11 protein-coding genes and 1 pseudogene are annotated in these 19,381 nt (G+C 72.4%); 6 read left to right on the top strand and 6 right to left on the bottom strand.

Translation table 11 applies throughout. From position 1 onward, the window contains the following. Positions 1-33 precede the first annotated feature (33 nt). From ABZ490_RS29320 to ABZ490_RS29305, 4 genes are all read left to right on the top strand, one after another. A complete protein-coding gene (locus ABZ490_RS29320) occupies positions 34-3,801 on the top strand; it encodes an AMP-binding protein (protein ID WP_358996252.1) in 3,768 nt (1,255 codons plus the stop codon). Next, on the top strand, positions 3,798-9,146 hold the full coding sequence (locus ABZ490_RS29315) for a type I polyketide synthase (RefSeq protein WP_358996249.1): 5,349 nt from the start codon (positions 3,798-3,800) through the stop codon (positions 9,144-9,146). Before ABZ490_RS29320 ends, ABZ490_RS29315 begins: the two co-directional genes overlap by 4 nt. A gap of 50 nt (positions 9,147-9,196) precedes the next feature. Further along, complete coding sequence (locus ABZ490_RS29310) at positions 9,197-10,189, top strand: LLM class flavin-dependent oxidoreductase (protein ID WP_358996245.1); 993 nt, start codon at positions 9,197-9,199, stop codon at positions 10,187-10,189. A gap of 336 nt (positions 10,190-10,525) precedes the next feature. Beyond that, on the top strand, positions 10,526-10,831 hold the full coding sequence (locus tag ABZ490_RS29305) for a DUF6417 family protein (protein WP_358996242.1): 306 nt from the start codon (positions 10,526-10,528) through the stop codon (positions 10,829-10,831). 67 nt (positions 10,832-10,898) lie between these two features. Here the strand turns inward: ABZ490_RS29305 and ABZ490_RS29300 are convergent, their stop codons facing one another. The 3 genes from ABZ490_RS29300 to ABZ490_RS29290 form a co-directional block, all read right to left on the bottom strand. Next, entirely contained in the window at positions 10,899-12,518 is a 1,620-nt protein-coding gene (locus ABZ490_RS29300; RefSeq protein ID WP_358996239.1) for a hypothetical protein, read from the bottom strand. A 127-nt stretch (positions 12,519-12,645) separates the two neighbouring features. Continuing rightward, positions 12,646-13,740, bottom strand: coding sequence for a hypothetical protein (locus ABZ490_RS29295; RefSeq protein WP_358996236.1), 1,095 nt, complete (start codon positions 13,738-13,740; stop codon positions 12,646-12,648). Positions 13,741-13,826: 86 nt separating this feature from the next. Then, complete coding sequence (locus tag ABZ490_RS29290) at positions 13,827-16,499, bottom strand: ATP/GTP-binding protein (protein WP_358996232.1); 2,673 nt, start codon at positions 16,497-16,499, stop codon at positions 13,827-13,829. Positions 16,500-16,744: 245 nt separating this feature from the next. Between ABZ490_RS29290 and ABZ490_RS29285 the strand changes: the two are divergent. Together ABZ490_RS29285 and ABZ490_RS29280 are read left to right on the top strand one after the other, a co-directional pair. Further along, positions 16,745-16,930: pseudogene (locus ABZ490_RS29285) on the top strand (sirohydrochlorin chelatase); the annotation flags it as partial. 112 nt (positions 16,931-17,042) lie between these two features. Beyond that, on the top strand, positions 17,043-17,480 hold the full coding sequence (locus ABZ490_RS29280) for a hypothetical protein (protein ID WP_358996229.1): 438 nt from the start codon (positions 17,043-17,045) through the stop codon (positions 17,478-17,480). A 54-nt stretch (positions 17,481-17,534) separates the two neighbouring features. Here ABZ490_RS29280 and ABZ490_RS29275 read toward each other — a convergent pair whose 3' ends face one another. The 3 genes from ABZ490_RS29275 to ABZ490_RS29265 all read right to left on the bottom strand — a co-directional run bounded on the left by ABZ490_RS29275 (position 17,535) and on the right by ABZ490_RS29265 (position 19,245). Next, positions 17,535-17,975: a hypothetical protein gene (locus ABZ490_RS29275; protein ID WP_358996226.1), complete on the bottom strand. Its 441-nt coding sequence runs from the start codon at positions 17,973-17,975 to the stop codon at positions 17,535-17,537. 203 nt (positions 17,976-18,178) lie between these two features. After that, on the bottom strand, positions 18,179-18,373 hold the full coding sequence (locus ABZ490_RS29270) for a hypothetical protein (protein WP_351678759.1): 195 nt from the start codon (positions 18,371-18,373) through the stop codon (positions 18,179-18,181). A 485-nt stretch (positions 18,374-18,858) separates the two neighbouring features. Next, on the bottom strand, positions 18,859-19,245 hold the full coding sequence (locus ABZ490_RS29265) for a hypothetical protein (protein WP_358996223.1): 387 nt from the start codon (positions 19,243-19,245) through the stop codon (positions 18,859-18,861). Positions 19,246-19,381: the final 136 nt, after the last annotated feature.

Below are 19,381 nucleotides of genomic sequence, written 5' to 3'. Positions count from 1 at the left end.
GCTTGTCCACCCGAGACTTCCTACGGAGGAAGCGTGCAGAACACCTCGCGGCTCGAGGCTGTGCTCGCCGCCCACCCGGGCGTCGACCGTGCCGCCGTGGTCACCGTCCCGGGCCGTTCCGGCGGTGCGCCGGAAGCCGTCGCCGCGCTCGTGGCGACCGGCCCGGCCGTGCCGCTCGCCGAGCTGCGCGACCACCTGGCCGACCACCTGCCCGCGGCGGAGCACCCCCGGGGATTCCGCTGGCTGCCCGAACTGCCAGAGTCACCGGAGGGAGTCGACCAGGGGGAACTCGTCCGTTCGCTCGCCGCGTGGTGGCGGCGCGCCCCGGACGGTCCGCCGACCCGGTCCGCGGACACCCCGCTCGCCGGGGTGTGGTGGGGCGAACTCGGCCGTGACACCGACCGGCCGGACAGCGGGCACGGCTTCCTGACCCTCGGCGGGCACTCGCTGCTCGCCGTACGCCTGCGCGCCAGGATCGCCGAGGAGCTGGGCGTCGACGTCCCGCTCCGGCTGCTGCTGGTCGAGAACGTCTCCCTCGAACAGCTGGAGACGTACGTGGCCGACGCCCCCCGCACCGCCCGCCCCGCGGAACCGGAACCGGCGCCGGATCCGTACCCCGTGCCCGGCCCGGACGGGAACCACGCACCCTGCCCCAACACCGGCCCCCTGACCCCGGCGCAGCAGCGGCTGCACCTGCTCAGCCACGTGATGCCGGACCCCGCCGCCTACAACGTGGTCGGATCCCTGCGCCTGGCCGGGCGGCCCCACCGTGCCCGGCTGGACGCCGCCCTCGCCACGGTGGTCCGGCGCCATGACCTGCTGCGCGCCGAGGTCGCCGGCCCGGCCGACGGCGAGGCCCGCCTGGTGTACGGGCGGCCGGTCACCCCCGTGTGGCAGACCGCGACCGGCCCCGAGGCCGACGCTGACGCGTTCGTACGCGGGATCGCCCGTCAGACCATCCCCCTGGACCGGGCGCCGCTCTTCCGGGCCGGGCTGCTGGAGTGCACCGACAGCGACGCCGCCTACCTGGTGCTCTCCGTCCACCACATGGTCTGCGACCAGCACAGCCTCGACCTGATGTTCGCCGGCCTGGCAGCCGCCTACACCGGCACCGCCCCACCGGACGATGCCTCCCGCTTCGCCGACCACGCGCGCCGCGCGGTCGCCGACCCCGACGCCGTCCGCGGCTGGCCGAAGGACCTGGAGTTCTGGCGCCGCCGCCTGGACGGGGTGCCCACGCGGAGCGGGCTTCCCTTCGCCCCCCGGCCCTCCGCCGTCCCCGACTCCACCGGCTCCGGCGCCAGCCTCCACTTCGACGCCCGGGCCTCCGAGCGGGTCGACGCCCTGCTCCGCACGCACCGCGCCACCCCGGCCACCCTCCTGCTGGCCTGTGTGGGCCTGGTCCTGTCGGTCTGGACCTCCCGTGAGAGCGTCGTCCTAGGCATGCCGGCCTCGGTGCGCCGCGGCCACCGGGACGAGGACCTCTTCGGGTTCCTGCTCACCACGCTGCCCGTACGGCTCGACGTGGGCGCCCAGACCGACGCCGCTGGTCTGCTGCGGCACGCGGCGGAGCGCTACCTGGAGGCCTACGAACACGGGGCGCCGCCCTTCGACGTCTTGGTGGACGCCCTGGGCCTGACCGGCGGCCCCACGCGCAACCCCCTCTTCCACGTCTGGGTCAACGACGTCACCCGCACCCCGCCGCCCCCGCGCTTCGGGGACCTGGAGGCCACGCACCATCAGCCGCCCGGCCACGCCGCCCTGTTCGACCTGAACTTCTACCTGCGCCGACAGGACGGCTACCGCCTGGAGCTGGTCCACGCCACCGACCGGGTGGCGGGGGACGTCGCCCGCGAGATCCTCGACCAGGTCGGACACGTGCTGACCCGGCTGCTGGAGGAACCGGACACGGCCCCCGAACTGCTCGGACCCGCCCCGGACCCGGCCCCCGCCCTCCCCGCGTACCCGGCCGCACGGCCGCTGGTAGAGAGCGTCCGGGCCAGGGCGGCCGACACGCCCGACGCGGTGGCCGTGGAGCAGGACGGTGTGCCGGTCATGACCTACCGGGAACTCGTCGACCGGGTCGACGCCCTCGCCGCCCGGCTGATGTCGGCCGGAGCCGCTGGCGGCGCCGTGGTGGACGTCGCCTCGCGCCGCACGCCCCGGCTGCCCGTCGCCCTGCTGGCGGTCTGGGCGTCGGGCGCCGTACCCGCCCTGTCGGACGCCGCCCTGCCCGCCGCCCGGCTGGACGAACAGCGGGGCGCGGTCCGGCCCCGCCTGTTCCTGGACAGCGCCACGGCCGAGGCCCCCCGCACGGTGGACGGCCCGGCGCCGGGGCGGTGGCTGCCCGACGCGAGCCACATCCTGTTCACCTCGGGCACCAGCGGGCGACCGGCTGCCGTGGTGGCCGGCCGCGGAGTCCTCGAAGCCTCCCTCGACCGGTACGCGGAGGAGTTCGCGCCGGGACCCGGCGACCGGGTCGCCCTGCTGGCCGGGCCGGGCCACGACCCCCTGCTGCGGGACCTGTTCGTACCGCTGCGCGCGGGCGGCACGCTCGTGGTGCCGCCCGACGGCGCGTTCCGATCGCCCGACCAGCTCGTCCGCTTCCTGGACGAGAGCCTGATCACCATCCTGCACGCCACCCCGGCCCTCCTCGAACTCGTCACCGCGGCCGGCGACCCGGCGGCCCGGCTCGACGCGCTGCGGCTGGTGGTCTGTGGCGGCGCCCCCCTGACGGCGGGTCTCGTACGTCGGCTCCGCCGTCTCACCGGCGCCCGGATCGTCAACGCCTACGGCGCCACGGAGACCCCGCAGATCGCTTCCTGCGCCACCGTCGCCGAATCCGGCCGGGACCCCGACCCGGCCCTGCCCGACACCGCCGTCTTCCCCGTGGGCGACGGATTCGGCGGAAACCGGCTCCTCGTCCTCGACGGGACGGGCCGCCCGGTGGAACCGGGACGCCGGGGCAGCGTCGTGGTCGAGGGGCCGGGGGTGGCCCTGGGGTACGTGGACGACGGCGGGCGCGGCGACGCGTTCACGGCCGGGGCGGGGCCCGGCGTCCGCCGGTTCCGCACCGGTGACCTGGGACGGCGCGACCCAGCGGGCCGGGTCCACGTCGAAGGCCGCGCGGACCGGCAGTTCCTCGTCGACGGCTTCCGGGTGGCCCCGGAGGAGATCGAGGCCGCCGCCCTGAGCCACGGCTCCGTCGCCCGTGCGCTGGCCACCTTCGAGGCCAACGCCGTCGGCGGTGCGCTGACCCTCCACGTGGTGCCGGACGGCGCCGCCCTCCCGGACCCCGGCCGGCTACGCGCCCACCTGCGCCGCCTGCTGCCCGGCCACGCCGTCCCGACCATCGTGCGCGTGGTGGACCGGCTCGGCATGGACCACAACCACAAGGTCTCCGCCGCCGACAGCACCGTCCTGCCCGCCACCACCACCGCCGCCAGGCAGGGCGGCGGCGGGCGCCTCGCGGCGCTCGCCCGCGAGGTGCTCGGCCAGGACCTGGGCCCCGACGAGAACTTCTTCGACGCCGGGCTGACCTCGATCGGGCTCGTGCGGCTGCACGGGCTGCTGCGGGAGCGGCTGGGCCTCGACGTACCGGTGACCGAGCTGTTCGCCCGTCCCACTCTGGGCCGTCTCGCCGCGGTCCTCGATGCCCCCGCCCACAGCCGTTCCGGGGGCGCCGCCCGCGCCCCGGGCCCGGCCCGCTCCGCGACAGCCCCGCCCGGGGCCGGGTCCGCCGCCCGGCGCCGACTCGACATCCGACGACACCTTTACCAGGACACTGGGGAAAACTCATGAACGAACTGCCCGACCCCATAGCCATCATCGGCCTCGCTGGCCGGTTCCCCGGAGCGCGGAGCGCCGACGAGTTCTGGCGCAACCTCATGGCGGGGAGCGACTCCGTCGAACTGCTCGACGACGACGCGCTGCGCGCCAACGGCGTGCCCGAGGACGCGCTGTCCGACCCGGACTACGTCAAGGCGGTCGCCCAGGCCCCCGACCTCGACCGTTTCGACGCCGGGCTCTTCGGCTTCACCCCGCGGGATGCCGAGATCTCTGACCCCCAGATCAGGCTTTTCCTGGAGACGGCGCACGCGGCCCTGGAGAACGCCGGACACGTTCCCGGCTCGCTGCCCGACGTGGGCGTCTTCGGCTCGGTCGGAACCAACACCTACCAGGGACGACTGGCGGACACAGACGGCGGGCGGGCGCGCAGCACCACGGGCATGTCCCGCGGCGCCCTCAACAACGCCGACTCCGCCGCCACCCTCGTCTCGTACAAGCTCGGCCTGCACGGTCCGAGCATGACCGTGCAGACGGCCTGCTCCAGCTCCCTCGTCGCCGTGCACCTCGCCGCCCAGTCCCTGCGCGCGGGCGAGTGCGAACTCGCCCTGGCCGGCGGCGCGGACGTGGAACTCCCCCTCGGCCACGGCCACTACTGGGCCGAGGGCGGGCCGCTCACCAAGGACGGCCGCTGCCGTCCGTTCGATGCCGAGGCCTCCGGGACCGTCTTCGGCAGCGGCGCCGGAGTGGTCGTCCTGCGCCGGCTCTCCGACGCGCTGGCCGACGGCGACCGCGTCCTGGCGGTACTGCGCTCCACCGCCGTCAACAACGACGGCGCCGAGAAGGTCGGCTACACCGCGCCCAGCGTGACGGGGCAGGTCGCCGTCGTGGCCGAGGCGATCAGCATGGCTGGCATCGACGCGGGCGACATCTCCCTGGTCGAGAGCCACGGCACCGGCACCGTACTGGGCGACCCGATCGAAGTCGCCGCCCTCAACAAGGCGTTCCGGATGTTCTCCGACGAACTGGAGCCGGGCAGCTGCGCCTTGACCTCCGTCAAGGGCAACGTGGGACATCTCGGTCACGCTGCCGGCGTCACCTCCCTAATCAAGGTGGTGCTCTCGCTGGTCAACGAGCGCATCCCGGGCAACGTCAACCTCGACCGGCCCAATCCCAAGCTGGAGCTGGACGGCTCCCCCTTCCAGCTCCCCGTCGAGGCCAAGGACTGGCCGAGCACGCCCGGGAAGCCGCGCTTCGCCGGCGTCAGCTCGCTCGGCATCGGCGGCACCAACGTCCACGCCGTGCTGGAGGAGGCGCCGCCGCGCCTGCTGCCGCGGCACGACGACAGCCCCCGCCTGGTGGTGTGGTCGGCCCGCACCCCGCAGGCGGCCGACACCTACCGGGAACGCCTGGCGGGCCACTTCGCGGCCGTCGGCGAGGGCGCGTTCGCAGCTGGCGTCGACACCCTCCAGCGCGGCCGCACGGCCCACCCGGTCCGCGGCGCCACGGTGGCCGCCGGCGCCGCCGAGGCGGTGGCCGTCCTCACCGACCCCCGGTCCGCCGCGATCGTCGGCACCTCCCGCGACCGGCCGGGCGGGATCACCTTCCTCTTCCCCGGCCAGGGCAGTCAGCATGCGGGCATGGCCCACGACCTCTACGACCACGAGCCGGCCTTCGCCGCCCCGTTCGACGAGGTGCTGAACTGCTTCCATGCCGAGGACCTGCCCCTGCGGCAGTGGTGGCGCAAGGCGGCCCGGGACGGCGACCTGCAGAGCACCCTCAAGGCCCAGCCGCTGCTGTTCGCCGTCGAGTACGCCCTCGCCCGGATGTGGATGTCCTGCGGCGTGCGCCCCACGGCCCTGCTCGGCCACAGCATCGGTGAAGTGACCGCCGCGGCGGTCGCCGAGGTGCTGTCCCTGCCCGACGCCGTCCGCGCGGTGGCCGTCCGGGCCCGTGCCATGGAGGCGCAGCCCCCGGGCGCCATGCTCGCGGTGGCCGCTTCCGCCGACCGGGTGCGGCCGCTGATGACCGACGGCGTCACGATCGCCGTCGTCAACGGCCCCGAGCAGGTCGTGGTGGCCGGCGGCACGGAGGACCTGAACGCCTTCGCGGCGGCCGCGCGCGAGGCCGGCCTGGTCTCCCGCCGGATCAACACCTCACACGCCTTTCACAGCCCCGGCATGGCCGGGGCCGCCGACGCCTACCACCGCGCCGTGGCGGGGATGGAGCTGCGGCCGCCGAGCATTCCGGTCTACTCCGCCGCCACCGGCGCCCTGATGACGGACGCCCAGGCCACCGACCCCGCCTTCTGGTCCGGCCAGCTCACCGCTCCCGTCCACTTCGGCGCCGCCCTCGACACCCTGCTCGCCGAGCAGGACCGGCTGCTGCTCGAAGTGGGCCCCGGCCGCACGCTCACCGCCCTCGTCAGGCGCCACCCCGCGGTGCAGGACGGCGGCCACGTCCTTGCCGCCACCCTGCCGCATCGACGCATGCAGTCCCCGGGCGACCGCCGGTCGGTCCTGAACGCACTGGCCGCCGTGTGGACCGACGGACACGACGTCGCCTGGGACGCGGTGAGCGGCGGAGCGCCGTGGCTGCGCACCGAGGTGCCCGGGTACCCGTACCAGCGCGAGCGTTATTGGGCGGAGCCGTCCGTCGACCGGCCGAGCGCCACCGGGCCGGCCGCTATAACGAGCGCGACGGCCGCCCTCCCGGCCGGGCCCGCCGAGCCGCAGGCCGTCAGCCCCTTCTCGATCGCGCGGTGGACCGAGGAGCCGCCGCCCGCCGCCCGCCCGGAACCGGCGCGGGGGCCCCGCGAGGCCATCCACGCCGTCGCCCTGCTCCCCGCCGACCGCACCGCCTCGGTCAACCTGCTCGCCCGTCTGAGCCAGGCAGGGCTGCGCATCGTCCCGGTCTGGGCCGGGGAGGGCTTCGGCGAGGTGGCCGGCGGGTTCACCGTTCGCCCAGCACACGCCGAGGATCTGCGGTCCCTGCTCGACACGCTGGCCGATCGGCAGACCGTGCCGGAACTGATCGTGCACGGCTGGATGCTGGGCGCCGCCGACTCGGCCGCCGACGTGGAGCAGACCCTCGAACTCGGTTTCCACACCGTCACCGAGCTCGTCCGGCAGGCCGGTCGCGCGCTGGGCGGTTCCGCCCAGCCCGCACTCATGGTCGTCACCGAGCGGTCTGTGGACGTCTCCGGCGACGAGCCCGTCGAGGCCGCGCACGCCATGCTGACGGGCCTGGTGCGCACCCTGGCCAAGGAGAACCCGAGAGCGGCCGCGCGCCTGATCGACCTCGGCACCGGGGTGGGAGAGGACGAGACCGTCCAGGAGCTGCGACGCTGGCGCGACAGCGGACTGATCGCCCTGCGGGGGGACCGCCGCTGGCTTCCGGTGGAGACCGGCTACCGACCCGACCCCCTGGAGGCGAATCCGCTTCGCCGAGGCGGTGTCTACCTGATCACCGGCGGGCTCGGCGGCCTCGGCCTGTCCGTCGCCAAGGGGCTGGCGCGCAGCGGGCTGCGCCCGCGCCTGGTGCTGCTCGGCCGGGGCGGTGTGCTCGCCCAGGCCGACCGGGAGGAATTGGAGCATTTCGGAGCCGTGGTCCGGGCACGGTCCTGTGACGTCACCGACACCGCCGCGCTGACGACCGTGGTGGACGAGGTCACCGCGGAACACGGCCCGGTGCACGGCGTCTTCCACCTGGCCGGGATCGCCGGTGACGCCATGGTCCAGTTCTCCGACCGGGCCCGCGCACAGCGCACGCTGGCGCCGAAGGTGGCCGGCGCCCTCGCGCTGTGCGAGGTTTTCGAGGCCCGTCGCACTCTCGACTTCTTCGTCGGTTTCTCCAGCCGCGCCGCACTCGACGGACTCGTGGGCAGCGGCGACTACGCAGCGGGCAACGCCTTCCTCGACGCCTGGATCCGCTCTGCCCGGATCAACGCCGACCGGCTGCTGAGCATCAACTGGCCGTCGTGGACCGACGTGGGCATGGCCGTCGGGGGCCTGGCCGACGACGAGCGCCGCCGACTCGCGGAGAAGGGGGGCTTCCACTGGTCGGTCGACGTCAGCGCCGAGGCCTTCCCCGTCCTGGACGAGCACCGGATGGACGGCACCCCCGTCATGCCGGGCACGGCGTACCTGGACCTGGCCATCGGGGCGTACCGCTCCGATGTGCTGGGCGTCGCCGAGGGATCCGTACGTGTCTCGGACGCCGTCTTCCGCCGCCCGCTCGCCGTCCCGGCCGCCCGCCGCCTGGAGATCGCGTTCGTGCCAGACCCGGTGGGCGGGCACACTTTCACCATCACCTCCACGCCGGTGGGAGGGCCGGGCACGGTGCTGACGCACGTGACCGGGTGGATCGGCTCGGCCACCGCCGAACGGCGTCGGGTGGACCTGGAGGCGCTGCTGGCCTCCGTACCGGACAGCAGTCCGTCCGCGTTGAAGTCTGGGAGGCTGGCCTTCGCTCTGGGGCCCCGCTGGCACACCGTCGAGGAGGTCCGCACCACCTCCGCCGACCGGGAGCTGCGCGTGGTCGCGCTGGCCTTGCCCGAGGAGTTCGCGGCCGAGGCGGGGCAGCACGCCGTGCACCCGACGCTGCTGGACGCCGCTACCGCCTATGCCCGCGACATCGAGCGCGAGGACCCGCACCTGCCCTTCCTCTACCGCGAGCTGACCGTCCACGAGGCGCTGCCGCCGAAGCTGTTCAGCAAGGTGCGCCGCAAGGACTCGGCGCGGGACACTATCGCGGCGGACATCGAACTGATCGCGCCGGACGGCCGGGTCGTGGCCGAGATCACCGGGTTCATGATGCGCAGGATCACCGGGGACGTACTGGGCGGCGCCGACACGGCGGGAGCGGCGGCACCGGCCGGTCTGCGCCCGGAGGGCATCCCCCCGCGGACGGGCCTCGACCTGCTCTTCGAACTGCTGGGTGGACACACCCCGCGGCAGGTGGCCGTGCGGCCGTTCCGGCAGGAGGAGCCTCTGCCCCTCGGGGACGCGATTGCGGAGCCGGTGGCCGAGCAGGTCGCGGCGGCGACGGCGAACGGGGGCGAGACTCCCGCGCCCGCCCCGGACTCCGGTCTTGCCGTGGCTCCTTCCGCGACCACGACCGCTGCTCGCACAGCGAGCGTCGACGACCGGGTGGCCGCCGTGTGGTCGGCCATGCTCGGCATCGGAAACGTCGCTTTGGACGACGACTTCTTCGAGCTCGGCGGAAACTCGCTCACGGCCGTGGAACTGATGTCGCACCTGCGGGCCGAATTCGGTATCGACCTGAGCATCGCAGCGATGTTCGACTTCCCGACGCCGCGCACCCTGGCAAAGGAATTGCGCCGGCTCGGTGCGATCTGATGCGAGTCGGACTGTCATTCCGTGCTTTGGAGAAGAGGTAGTCAGAAACAGTGGTCACCCTGTACACGACCTTCCCGTCGGCGGCTGGTCGCACCTCGTGGGAATTTAGAGAGCGCCTGATCCAGGAGGCCAAATGGGCCGAGGCGGCTGGCATCCGCGGCATGCTCGTCTATAGCGACAACACCCTTCTCGACCCGTGGGCCGCCGCGCAGCTCCTCATCGAGAACACCGTGCGGTTCGTCCCGCTCGTGGCCGTCAACCCGGCGTACATGCACCCGTTCAGCGTGGCCCGGATGATCAGCAGCATCGGCTTCCTCCAGGAGCGTCGGGTCGACCTGAACTACGTCATCGGCGGGTTCCCCCGGCACCTGCGGGAGCTCGGCTGCGGACTCGACCACGACCGGCGCTACGACCGGCTCACGGAGTATGCGGAGATCGTCCGACAGCTCCTAGACGGCGACCGCCCGGTCTCCTACGACGGCCAGTTCTACCGGCTGGATCACGCAACCGTCACTCCGCCGCTCAAACCCGGTCTGAAGCCCCGCGTGTTCGTCTCCGGCACCTCCGACGCCTGTCGCACAGCCCAACGGCGGTTCGGTGCCACCCGGTTGGCCTACCCCCGTGAGATCGGCGAGTACGGAGACGGAACGCCGCTCGTCGACGGCGGCTTCCGCCTCGGCATCATCGCCCGCGACACGGCCGAAGAGGCCTGGGCCGTCGCCCACGCGCGGTTCCCCTCCGACCCGCTGGGCGAGGAGGTGCACGAGATCGCCGCCGAGACCGTCGAATCGCAGTGGCACCTCAGCCTCTCCAGGGACGCATTCCAGTCACCCTCGCCTAAGGACACCTACTGGCTTTATCCGTTCCGCGCCTACAAGACCTTCTGCCCATACCTTGTCGGCACCTACGAGCAGGTCGGCAAACTGCTTGCGCGCTACCTGGCGCTCGGAGTCTCGACCCTCATCCTGGACGAGATCACCGAAGAGACGGACCTGCACCACTCGATGCGCGCGCTGCGCCACGCTCAAGGGGAAACCTCGTGATCCCGCTGTCCCGTCTCCAGCGGGTTTCATCAACCAACTCGATAGGCCGAGCGCCATTCACGGGCTGCGAAACGGTCGGCCCTGCCCCTGGCTCGTCGCACCATCCCGCCGACCTGAGTCCTTCACTCAGGCGGGCAGAAGGGGACCTCGTTGGCGAGTGGTTTGACGGCCCCCAGTGAGCCTGCCCGGCTGATCGTCCACTTTAGCCCAGGCGAGGACGGGCGGTGAGAGGCTGCACCGCCCAGCGCACCGCACGCCCCTCCCACGCCGACAGTTCGATCAGCGGTGATGCGCCCGGTGCCAGATCCGTCCGGGCCCGGGCCGCGGGAGCGGCTGGTGGAGTTGCTGCCGTCGCAGATGGCGGCGCTCAGGGTGTTTGTCGCTCTGGCCGGGCAGTTGAGGACACCTCCGGCGGCGGGGCTCGCCGACCAGGTCCGTACAGCGGTGTACGACCCGGGCGCGGGCCGGTGGCGGTTGTGTCTGACGCGGGCGCAGATGGAGTCGGTGGTGTACGGGTTCTGGCTGCACCGGCTGACCGGATCCGCCTTGGAGGCCAACCGGTTCGGCCGTGACTATGCCGTCATGCACCGTCCGGGCCCGTATGAAGGCACCGGCGTCCGGGCCGTCCACCTGGGCCAGTAGCCCTTCGTGTCGGGACACGCCGGGTGGGACCGGCACAAGAAGCAGGTGTCCATTGCGGGCAGTGCCGCTATGGGTTGTCGTAGCGGTCGTGAAGGATCTTGACGGTGTCGGTCCACGCGCAGTCGGCCTGCTGGGGCAGGTGGTGGCCGGCATGGTTGGCCAGCTGCCGGTAGATCGGGTGCATGGTTCCCGCCTCGGTGGTGATCAGGGCGGTGAGCAGAGCAGGGCGCTGGGGTTTGGGACTGCGGGGGCGAGCGGTGGGCGTGACCCGACGAAGCACCTGCACCTGATCAGACTCCGACAGCTCCCCCAGGTCCTTGACCTGGGCACACAGATCGGCGAAGGCCACGGTCTTCCCCAGCCGGGCCGCGTGCTCCAGGACGTCCCGGACCGCGTCGGCAAGGCCGGCCCCGTCAAAGCGCGAGGGTCGGGCAGCCGCAGGAGGAATGCGCGGCGCCCGGGGCCGCACCGGCGGCTGCGGCGCACGCGGTGCGGGTGCCGACTGCGCCGAAGCGGTCTGCCATGCCTGGACCTGGGCGCGCTGGGCGTCGGTGAGCCATGCGGAAGCCTGTTCCGCGGCCTGGGCGAGCTGGCGGCGCTGGGGAGGTGTGATGATCGGAAACCCGAGGCGTTTCCCTTCCGCGAGGTTGCCCAGCAGCCGCTGGACTCTCTGCAGGGCCTTGCGCTCCTGAAAGGTCGGTTCGCGCGGTGTGGGCAGGCCGACTGCTCGTTCCAGCCTCAGCAGCGCGTCTACTGCTGCCCTGATCAGGCCGTTCTCTTCGGCGGTGGCCCCGCCGCGGGTCACCTCCTCCGCCCGGTTCAGCCAGCGGCGGATCTCCGTGCGGCTGCGCCCGTCACCGACTGCCTGCTCGAGGGCCGCCATGACGTCCGCACGGTCCGGCGAGGGGAAGTCGTGCGTCTCGTCGCGGGTCGCCCGTACGTTCGGCCGGGGCTGCTGCGGCGGGGCCTTGGGCACCTGCATGCCGATGGGCCGCCGCATGGTCCGCAGCCGCCGGACTTCTTCGACCGCAGGGGTGGTCAGTCCCGCGTCGGTGAACTCCACCTCGTGCAGGTCGAACCACTCGGTGGTGCCGCCATGGCGTTCGGTTCCGACCTGGATCCGGCGGCGGGTCCCGTCCGGGATGAGCTGGATGCGGTTGACGTATCCCTGCCGCAGCAGCACGTCCGGGTCGGACGCCAACTCGGGCCCGAGCACCAGCTGGGCGGAGTCCTCTCCCAGCGGTGTGGGTGAGCCGGCGGACTCGGAGAGCAGGACCCGCAGGCCGGTGTGACCGGCGGGGGTGAAGAGCACCTCCCGGCCGATCGATCCGTCGGCCTCGCGCGGGATGGTGGCGGTGGCGGTGACGTCCTGCTCCGCCATCCAGGCCAGCAGCCCCTGCTTGATGTACAGGTGGTCCGCGCTGGAAACCCCGGCCGCTTTCCGGGCGCAGGTGGAGGTGTGCTCGGGATCCGGCCCGTGAGCGAAGTGGCAGGCGCGGTCGGTGTACAGCTTGGTGAAGAGCTGGTGCCCGCACCCGCCCAGCCAGACACCGCACCAGTAGGTCTGGCCGGCATGGTGGGCCCGGAAGTCATCGAGCCCTATGGCTTCCATCGGGAGGACCACAGGGAGCTCGGAATCGGCGTGGCCGATCACTGCGCTCTGCACCCGGCGTCTGTCCAGGGCCATGCAACCTCCAGCCTTACTGGAGACGAGATCCGCCTCCGGCCGGCGCCCTGCCACGCTGCCGGGCGCCCAACTGACTGACGGTACCTCCTGCCACTGACAACACCGGAGGTACCGAGCTGGCCCCCCGTCAGGCGGCGTCGCGCGCGGTATGGTCCCGACAGTCCGGGCAGAGCGTGTGGCCCAAGCGGTCGGCGTCGGCATCGGCCGGCCACAGGCGACTGCATCCGGCGCATGTTGCGAGATTCCGCGCTTGATGGCGGGCGCCGCAGCCGAAGCAGTGCAGCGTGTCGGAGCGCCGGTTGCCGTCCGCGAAACGGGCCCCCTCTACGAAGGCGGGGGAGTCACATTGCGGACATATGAATGTCAAAGCCAACCTACCGTCAGGGCAGCCCAGATAGTCGAACGCGAGCAACTCCGCCGAATCCCAGGATCCGCCGCAGAAGCGGCAGTCTCCGCTGCCCGAGGCGACGATGAGGGTCATCTGCTCGCAGTAGGGGCACATGATGGTCTGGTCTTCCAAGCCGGCGAGCTCGCCGCGGAGCCGGTCGAGTCGCCGTTTGACGTAGGAGCTGATGTGCCTCACTCCGACAGCCACCGGGCCCATGTCGTGCTTGGCTCTCTCGCGCTCGTCTCCTTCCAGCAGCGGCAGGAGTTGGGTGTCCAAGAACCGCATGAGGAAGTCGAGAACCCGGCCGGCGCGGGCTTCGACAGCATGAGCGTTGTGCGTCAGACCGTAATGCTGCAGCGCGTTGCGGTCCCGCGCGAGGTCCTTCAGTGCCTCGACGTCCTTGCGGTCGATGGTGACTCCCGCGATGTCACGCAGACGTTCCACCGTTGCGTCAGTCCCGCAGCTTTCGAAGTCCCCGCTCTCGAACGCCTTCCGTGTCGCCTTCCCGGGATCCTTGAAGACGAGGTTCCAGTGCTCCCGGAGCAGACGGGCCTTCAGCAGCACCTCGGCGGCTGCCTGCAGGTGTAGCACCGCGTACTTGAGATCCCGGGGCTCAACTGCCGACTCGGTCTCGTTCAGGTGCTCGACGACGCTGGCGAGGTAGTCGATTCCGTTGCGGATCGGGGGGAAGTCCAGCTGTCGCGGTCCGGACGGACGATCCGAGGGAGCATGCCAAGGGTCTTCCGCCGCTTCGAGCGCCTCCATCTCCTGGCGGATCAGGAGGCTGCTCCACGGTGCACACACGTGGGCGGAAGTCTCGTCGGCTGTCGACATGAACCAAGGCTAGCCCCGAATCTCCGCTTCCCTGCCGGGTTTTACGACGTCAGGAGGGCCTTTGATCTGGCACTACGCCCTGTCGGTCACCCGCGCCTGTGCAAAAGCCGACGGCGGATGACGACGAAGTTCCGCCAGCGGCCGCGGGTGGATTCTGCGTCATCAAGCCAGGCCGGTGGGGTGTGGCCAGTGGGGAGGGGGAGGCCGGCCATGAAGCAGGCGATGTCGACGCAGTACGCGTATCCGCCGCTCTGCACTTGTGCCCGGAGCCGGTCGATGGTGGCCCGCAGGGCTTCCTGGTCGTCGAGGACGGCCTGGTGGAAGGCGACGGCGAGTTCGAGGGTGGGGATGGTGGAGGTGAGGCCTGCGGTCTCAAGTTCGGTGCGCAGGGTGCGGCCGCGGTCGTCGACGTCCGGGGCGCCGGCGTCGCGGATGAGGGTGGCGATGGCGGTCTTGGCGGCGGTGGCCCGCAGGTCGAGGCCGGCTAGGAGCCGGCGGGAGAGGTCGATTTCGTCGTCGGCCTGGCGGGGGTCGGTGAGGGCGACGGCGAGAGTGCGCAGGGACTGATTGTGCACCGCCTCGCCTGCCTTGGCGTGCTCTTCGGCTTCCAGGCGGCCGGCGAGGTAGAGGCCGGCGGCGCGCTGGGCTTCGCCTTGGAGCCAGTGGATGTCCCCGAGGACGCGCTGCTGGCGGCCTTCCCAGCCGAGCTGATGGGCGGCGGCGAGCGCGGTGGGGAAGTCGCCGGCGAGCCGGGCGGCCTGGGCGAGGCCCCGGCGGGCGGCCGGGGCAAGGCGGCCTCCGTTGTCGGCGACGTGCTGGTAGCCGCGGCGTGATGCGTCGAAGGCGTCGATGTCGCGCTGGGCTTTGGCCCGGTAGTAGACGGCCAGGTCGTGCAGCTCGGTGGGCAGCAGCCGTGAGTCGATGACGGCGGTGAGCCGCTGGACGGTGCGGGCGCGGTGTTCGTGCTGGCGGCGGACGATGGCGCTGAGGGTCTCCACCAGCGCGTCGGCGGGCGTCGACAGCGGCGCCGCGGCGGTGTGGTCGGCGGCGGGCGGGGCGAGGGGTTCCCAGATGGAGTCGCCGATGTAGGCGAAGGTGGCGTCGGTGAGCCAGCCAAGGTCGTGGACGTCGGCGTCGCGGGCCAGGCGCAGGCCCTGGCGCAGGACTCCGACGAGCATGGTCCGGTCGCGGCGGGTGCCGCCGGTCCACTGCCGCCCGAGGGCGGCGAGGGCGCGGTGTGCGGCGCGCTGCCAGTCCTGGTCGGACCAGCGGTCGTCGGTGTGGTCGTCCGCGTTGCGGATCGCGGAGCGGACGACCTGGTGGAGGTGGAAGGGCCACAGCCCGGTCGGGTCCTCGAGGACGAAGGGCCGCTCGGACAGGCGCAGGGCGGCGGCGTCGGTGGGCTGGCCGGCGGCCTCGGTGGCCAGCGGGACGGAGAAAGCGTCCAGCAGGGAGACGGAGCGCAGGACGTGGCGTTCGTCGCTGGTGAGGTCGCTGAGGGTGCGGGAGACGAGGGCGGGGAAGTCACCGAAGTCTTCGGCGGCCGGTGCGCGGCCGGTGCGGCGGATCTCCAGGAAGCGCAGGACGGCCAGGTCCAGGTAGAGGGGCAGGCCGTGGGAGCGGGCGGTGATGGCGCGGCGCAGGTCCTCGCCGATGAGGGGCTGCCCGCTCTGGGCGAGACGGCGGGCGAGGTGGTCGTCGCAGTCCTCCGGGGCCAGGTCGCCGATCAGGATCTGCCGCGCGGCTGGCCCTCCGTGGCCGCGGGCGCCGGGGAGGTGGCCGGCGAGGCCGGGCCATGCGGTCGGTCCGGTCCAGTCGAGCTGTCCGCTCAGGCCTTCCTCGGCCCACTGGAGCCGGTTGCGGCCGGTGATCACGAAGAACGCGTTGGGCATCAGCCAGACGATGCGCTGGAGCAGCCGCTCGAAGTCGCGGTGGGTGCGGTCGCCGACCTCCTCGAAGCTGTCGAAGAGGATCACCGGGGTGAGTCGGCGCTGGGCGGGAACCTGCTGGAGGTCCCAGGCGAGGAGGTGAGTGGCGAAGGACAGCGTGTCCAGGTCGGGTTCGGCGTCCAGGACGTCGGCCAGGCGGGCGCAGCCGGCCAGCGCGCGCACGGTCTGGCGGCGTTCGCGCAGCGCACCGACGAGGGCGGTGGTGACCTGGGCGACGGCGCCGCCGACGGTGCCGGGCAGAGCGAGGGCCTGGGAGGCGTCCGCGAGCGCGGACTGCATCTGGCCGGGCAGGTTGACCGCGTTGCTGAACCGGGAGAGCAGGCCGCCGCGGCGCAGATACTCCTCCAGCGGCTCCCCGGGGTGGTTGCGGTCCCAGTGCCGGCGCAGCGCCAGGTCAAAGGCGGGCATCGGCTGGCCGAGAGAGGCGACGGCCAGGCGGATCGACAGCACCACCCGCTCGAAGTCCGTGCCGGCGGAGCGGGCGAGGTCGATCCGCACGGGCAGCAGCCGGTCGGTCGGCCATGCGGGCGCGCCCCACTGGGCGGGACGGAGCGCGGGCTGGGCGAGCGAGGCCTCGATCTTCCTCGACAGCGTCGACTTGCCGATGCCGCCGACGCCGTGGGCCGCCATGACGTTGTTACGGGGGCTGGTCACGTCCTCGACGTCGAACGAGGGGGCGGCGACCCGCTGGAGGTGGTCGGCGAGCGCCGCGACGACGACCTGCCACTGGACCTGGCGGTTCGTGAAGGCCTCCTGGGCCTCCGCCGTGCGGTCCCCCGCGCCGAAAGCCATCCGCAGGTCCCGCGCCATGCCACCACATCCCCCCGGTAAAGATCACAGACGTTGTCAGCCTAGACAGCTACCCCATCCGGCGCGCGGCTTTCGACCGCGGCTGGAGAGGACGTCGGCAGGCGGTTCGGTTCGACCAGCCTGGTCACCGTTGCCGGCGTACGGCGGCAGCCAGGTGCAGGGGTCCTGGTCGGACTTGGACCGGTTGGAAGCCGCGGAGACCGCGACCAGGGCGCGGGGGTCGTTGAGCGGCTGGTGCCGGAGGGCGCGTGGTGATGGCCCCGTACGTCATCGTCCCCGGACGTCTCCCGGACCGCATCGCCGCGGGCGCCGAAGCGGCCGGGGCGGATCTGGTGTCCGGCGTCCTCGGCGCGGCGCCCGAGCCAGCCCGCCTGCTCCTGCGCCGCTACGACGCGACGTCGCGCGGCGTAACGCTCCTGGCCGCGGCCTGATTCTCGTTCGAGTGAATCAAGGACTCGGCCCAGTTGATCATGGGTAGTCCAGGCGCGAGGTTCCGTGCATCACGCAACGGAATCGATCGTCCTGGCCGCCCCTGGAGGGCAGATGTCCATGTCACGCCGTACGCGCAAGCTCCTCACCACGTCCGCCGCCGCCCTGATCCTTTCCGTCGCGGGGGCGCTCACCGCCCCCGCGAACGCCGCACCCGCCAGCTCGCCGAGTGCGGTGCGGGAGGCCCGGGCGGCGGCGTTCAACGCCAGTGGGGTCTGGACCATCTTCCAGACCAACGCCACCGTGCGGGTGGATCTGAGGCAGGACGCCGCCGGGAACCTCTTCGGATCCACATCGTCCGGAAACACCGTGGGGACCCTGCAGGAGGGCGCCGTCACCGGGAACGACATCTACTTCGTCGTCCAGTGGAACCATGGACCCAGGGGCCGATACACCGGCACGCGCGGCGCGGACGGCCGGCTCTCCGGCCTCACCGTCGACCTGAACAACCCGTCCAGCCAGTCCACCTGGCGCAGCGACCGCACGTTCTGACGCATGCGCCGGCCCTGGCCGCCGCCTCGTCGGCCAGGGCCCCCGACGATGCTGTCAGCGGTTGGCGTCTCGCATGATCTGCGTCATGGCCATCCGAACGGTGGCCACTTCCTCCATGGCAGCTTCGAGGCTCTGCCCCAGCTCGTCCCGCACGGCGGTCACTGTGGCGGGCTGGTCCTCGAGCCGCTGGTTGGCAGCCAGGAGTTCGTTCACCCGCTTGATCAGATCGCCTGTGCCGGCCTGGTCGAGCTGCTGTCCGAGGTTTCGCCGCACGACTCCTTTGAGGTGGTCGCGCTCCTCTCGGAGCGTGCGGATCTCACCGCGGGCGAGTTCAAGGTCGACGGCCAGGCCGGCTGCGCTCGCCCGTGGTCTGCCGATCTCGCCCTGGGCAGCCTTACGGGTCTGGCCCTTGCGGGCATTCTCGATGTACTCCTTGATCTCTGGCTGATAGACGAGCCAGTTCGAGACGCCAGCTGCGCGGGCAACACCGAGCATCGTGATCGGGTCGCCCTCGGCCTCATGTTGTCGACCGTAGACAGGACCTGCGCTCTTTTCTCGCGGCTGTCTTTCTGACGTGACTCGCGAAGCACGTCACCGCTGGTCCGGGCCTTGGCCACTCGGAATCTCCAGCGGAGCGGGCCGAACGTAAAGCGGGGGCTGATGCCGTTGGCCGGCTCAGCCCCCGCTGTGCCTTGCGGTTACCGGGCGAGGACGGTGACGAGGGCGGCGGTGGTGGTGCCGCCGCCCAGCAGCGCGGCCAGAACGGTGGGGGAGAGGTAGAGCTTGAGCTCGAAGTGGCGTCCGACGCGTACGTGGACCGCGTGGCGGCTGTCGTTGCCGGCGTCCTGCGCGGACGGGTCGGGAGGCGGCGTGGCGGGCAGGGTGGTCGACACGGATGGTCTCCTGGGGTTGGCCCGGCGGTGCTGGGGCACCGCACGGGTGTCTGGCGAGTGACAGACCCAGCGGTCGGCGGGCTCCGGCCAGAAGGCCACCGTGCTGGGAGCGTCAGAATGCACGGCCCGTCTACCGCGGGCAACTTCGCTGTGCCTGCGCAGTGTTGGCCCTGGGAACCGGAGGATTCGGGTCTGCGTTTATAGTGCCGAGACACCCCGTCCAAGATCGGGCAAATCGGTTCACTGACGGGCTAATCACCGGTTGATGGTGCGACGGAACGTCAACACCGGCTGCGGCCGCACGGACTCGAATGAGTGACGTCGGGCAACGGACTGCGCACTGTGGGTGTAGCCGAGATCACTTCCCGTCGGGGGGATCGGCCGCCGCCCCCTCCTTCTCTGGCCGGAGCGGGGAGCGGCGGCTCTCGCCAGACATGGCAGCCACGCCTGTGATCCCCCTGCCCACCGAACGGACCGCGAGCTGGTCACGGGCGCCGGGTCAGGCAGGGATGTTCGAGGATATTGCCCCATCGGGTGATCATCATTCGCAGAAGCAGGGAATTTGCTCTCGATCGACGGAAGACCTGGACATCAGTGCCCGCAGCCCGGTAAGGGCCGTTGCACCCGGATGGAGGGACAGGTGTCAGATCGACCTCCAGGCCGTGGGCGCGGTGGCCGCCGTCCTTGAAGTACACCTCTTGCAGTCCCTCGGCGACGATGCCGCGCAGCGCGGCCTCGCCCGCGCCCTGGCCTTGGGCGTCGAGCAGCTGCTGGGCGTAGGCGGCGGGCAGGTGGACGGTGAGCAGGCGAAAGCGCCCGTCGTCGGTGGATCCGCCGGCAGCGGTGTACCCGAACCACGCGCGCAGATCCACGGTGATCCCGGTGGCCGCCGCGTTCTTGCGGGTCCTTGCTGCACGCGGGGCCGCCGGAGGCGCAGAGGGGCGGGGGGGGGGGGGCGCGGCCCCCGGGGGGCGCGGGCGCGCGGGGGCCTGGGCGGGGGGCGGGTGT

Origin of the sequence: Streptomyces sp. NPDC005811 (genome assembly GCF_040630405.1) — a bacterium.
Classification (GTDB): Bacteria; Actinomycetota; Actinomycetes; order Streptomycetales; family Streptomycetaceae; genus Streptomyces.
Note: the sequence above shows the minus strand (reverse complement) of the source record. Positions and strands in the feature narration are given on the sequence as shown.

Bases quoted from the DNA above. Each gene is read 5' to 3' on its own strand.
- ABZ490_RS29275 (WP_358996226.1), bottom strand. From the start codon at position 17,975: ATGCTCGGTGTTGCCCGCGCAGCTGGCGTCTCGAACTGGCTCGTCTAT.
- ABZ490_RS29300 (WP_358996239.1), bottom strand. From the start codon at position 12,518: ATGGCCCTGGACAGACGCCGGGTGCAGAGCGCAGTGATCGGCCACGCC.
- ABZ490_RS29280 (WP_358996229.1), top strand. From the start codon at position 17,043: ATGTCCATGTCACGCCGTACGCGCAAGCTCCTCACCACGTCCGCCGCC.
- ABZ490_RS29290 (WP_358996232.1), bottom strand. From the start codon at position 16,499: ATGGCGCGGGACCTGCGGATGGCTTTCGGCGCGGGGGACCGCACGGCG.
- ABZ490_RS29295 (WP_358996236.1), bottom strand. From the start codon at position 13,740: ATGTCGACAGCCGACGAGACTTCCGCCCACGTGTGTGCACCGTGGAGC.
- ABZ490_RS29315 (WP_358996249.1), top strand. From the start codon at position 3,798: ATGAACGAACTGCCCGACCCCATAGCCATCATCGGCCTCGCTGGCCGG.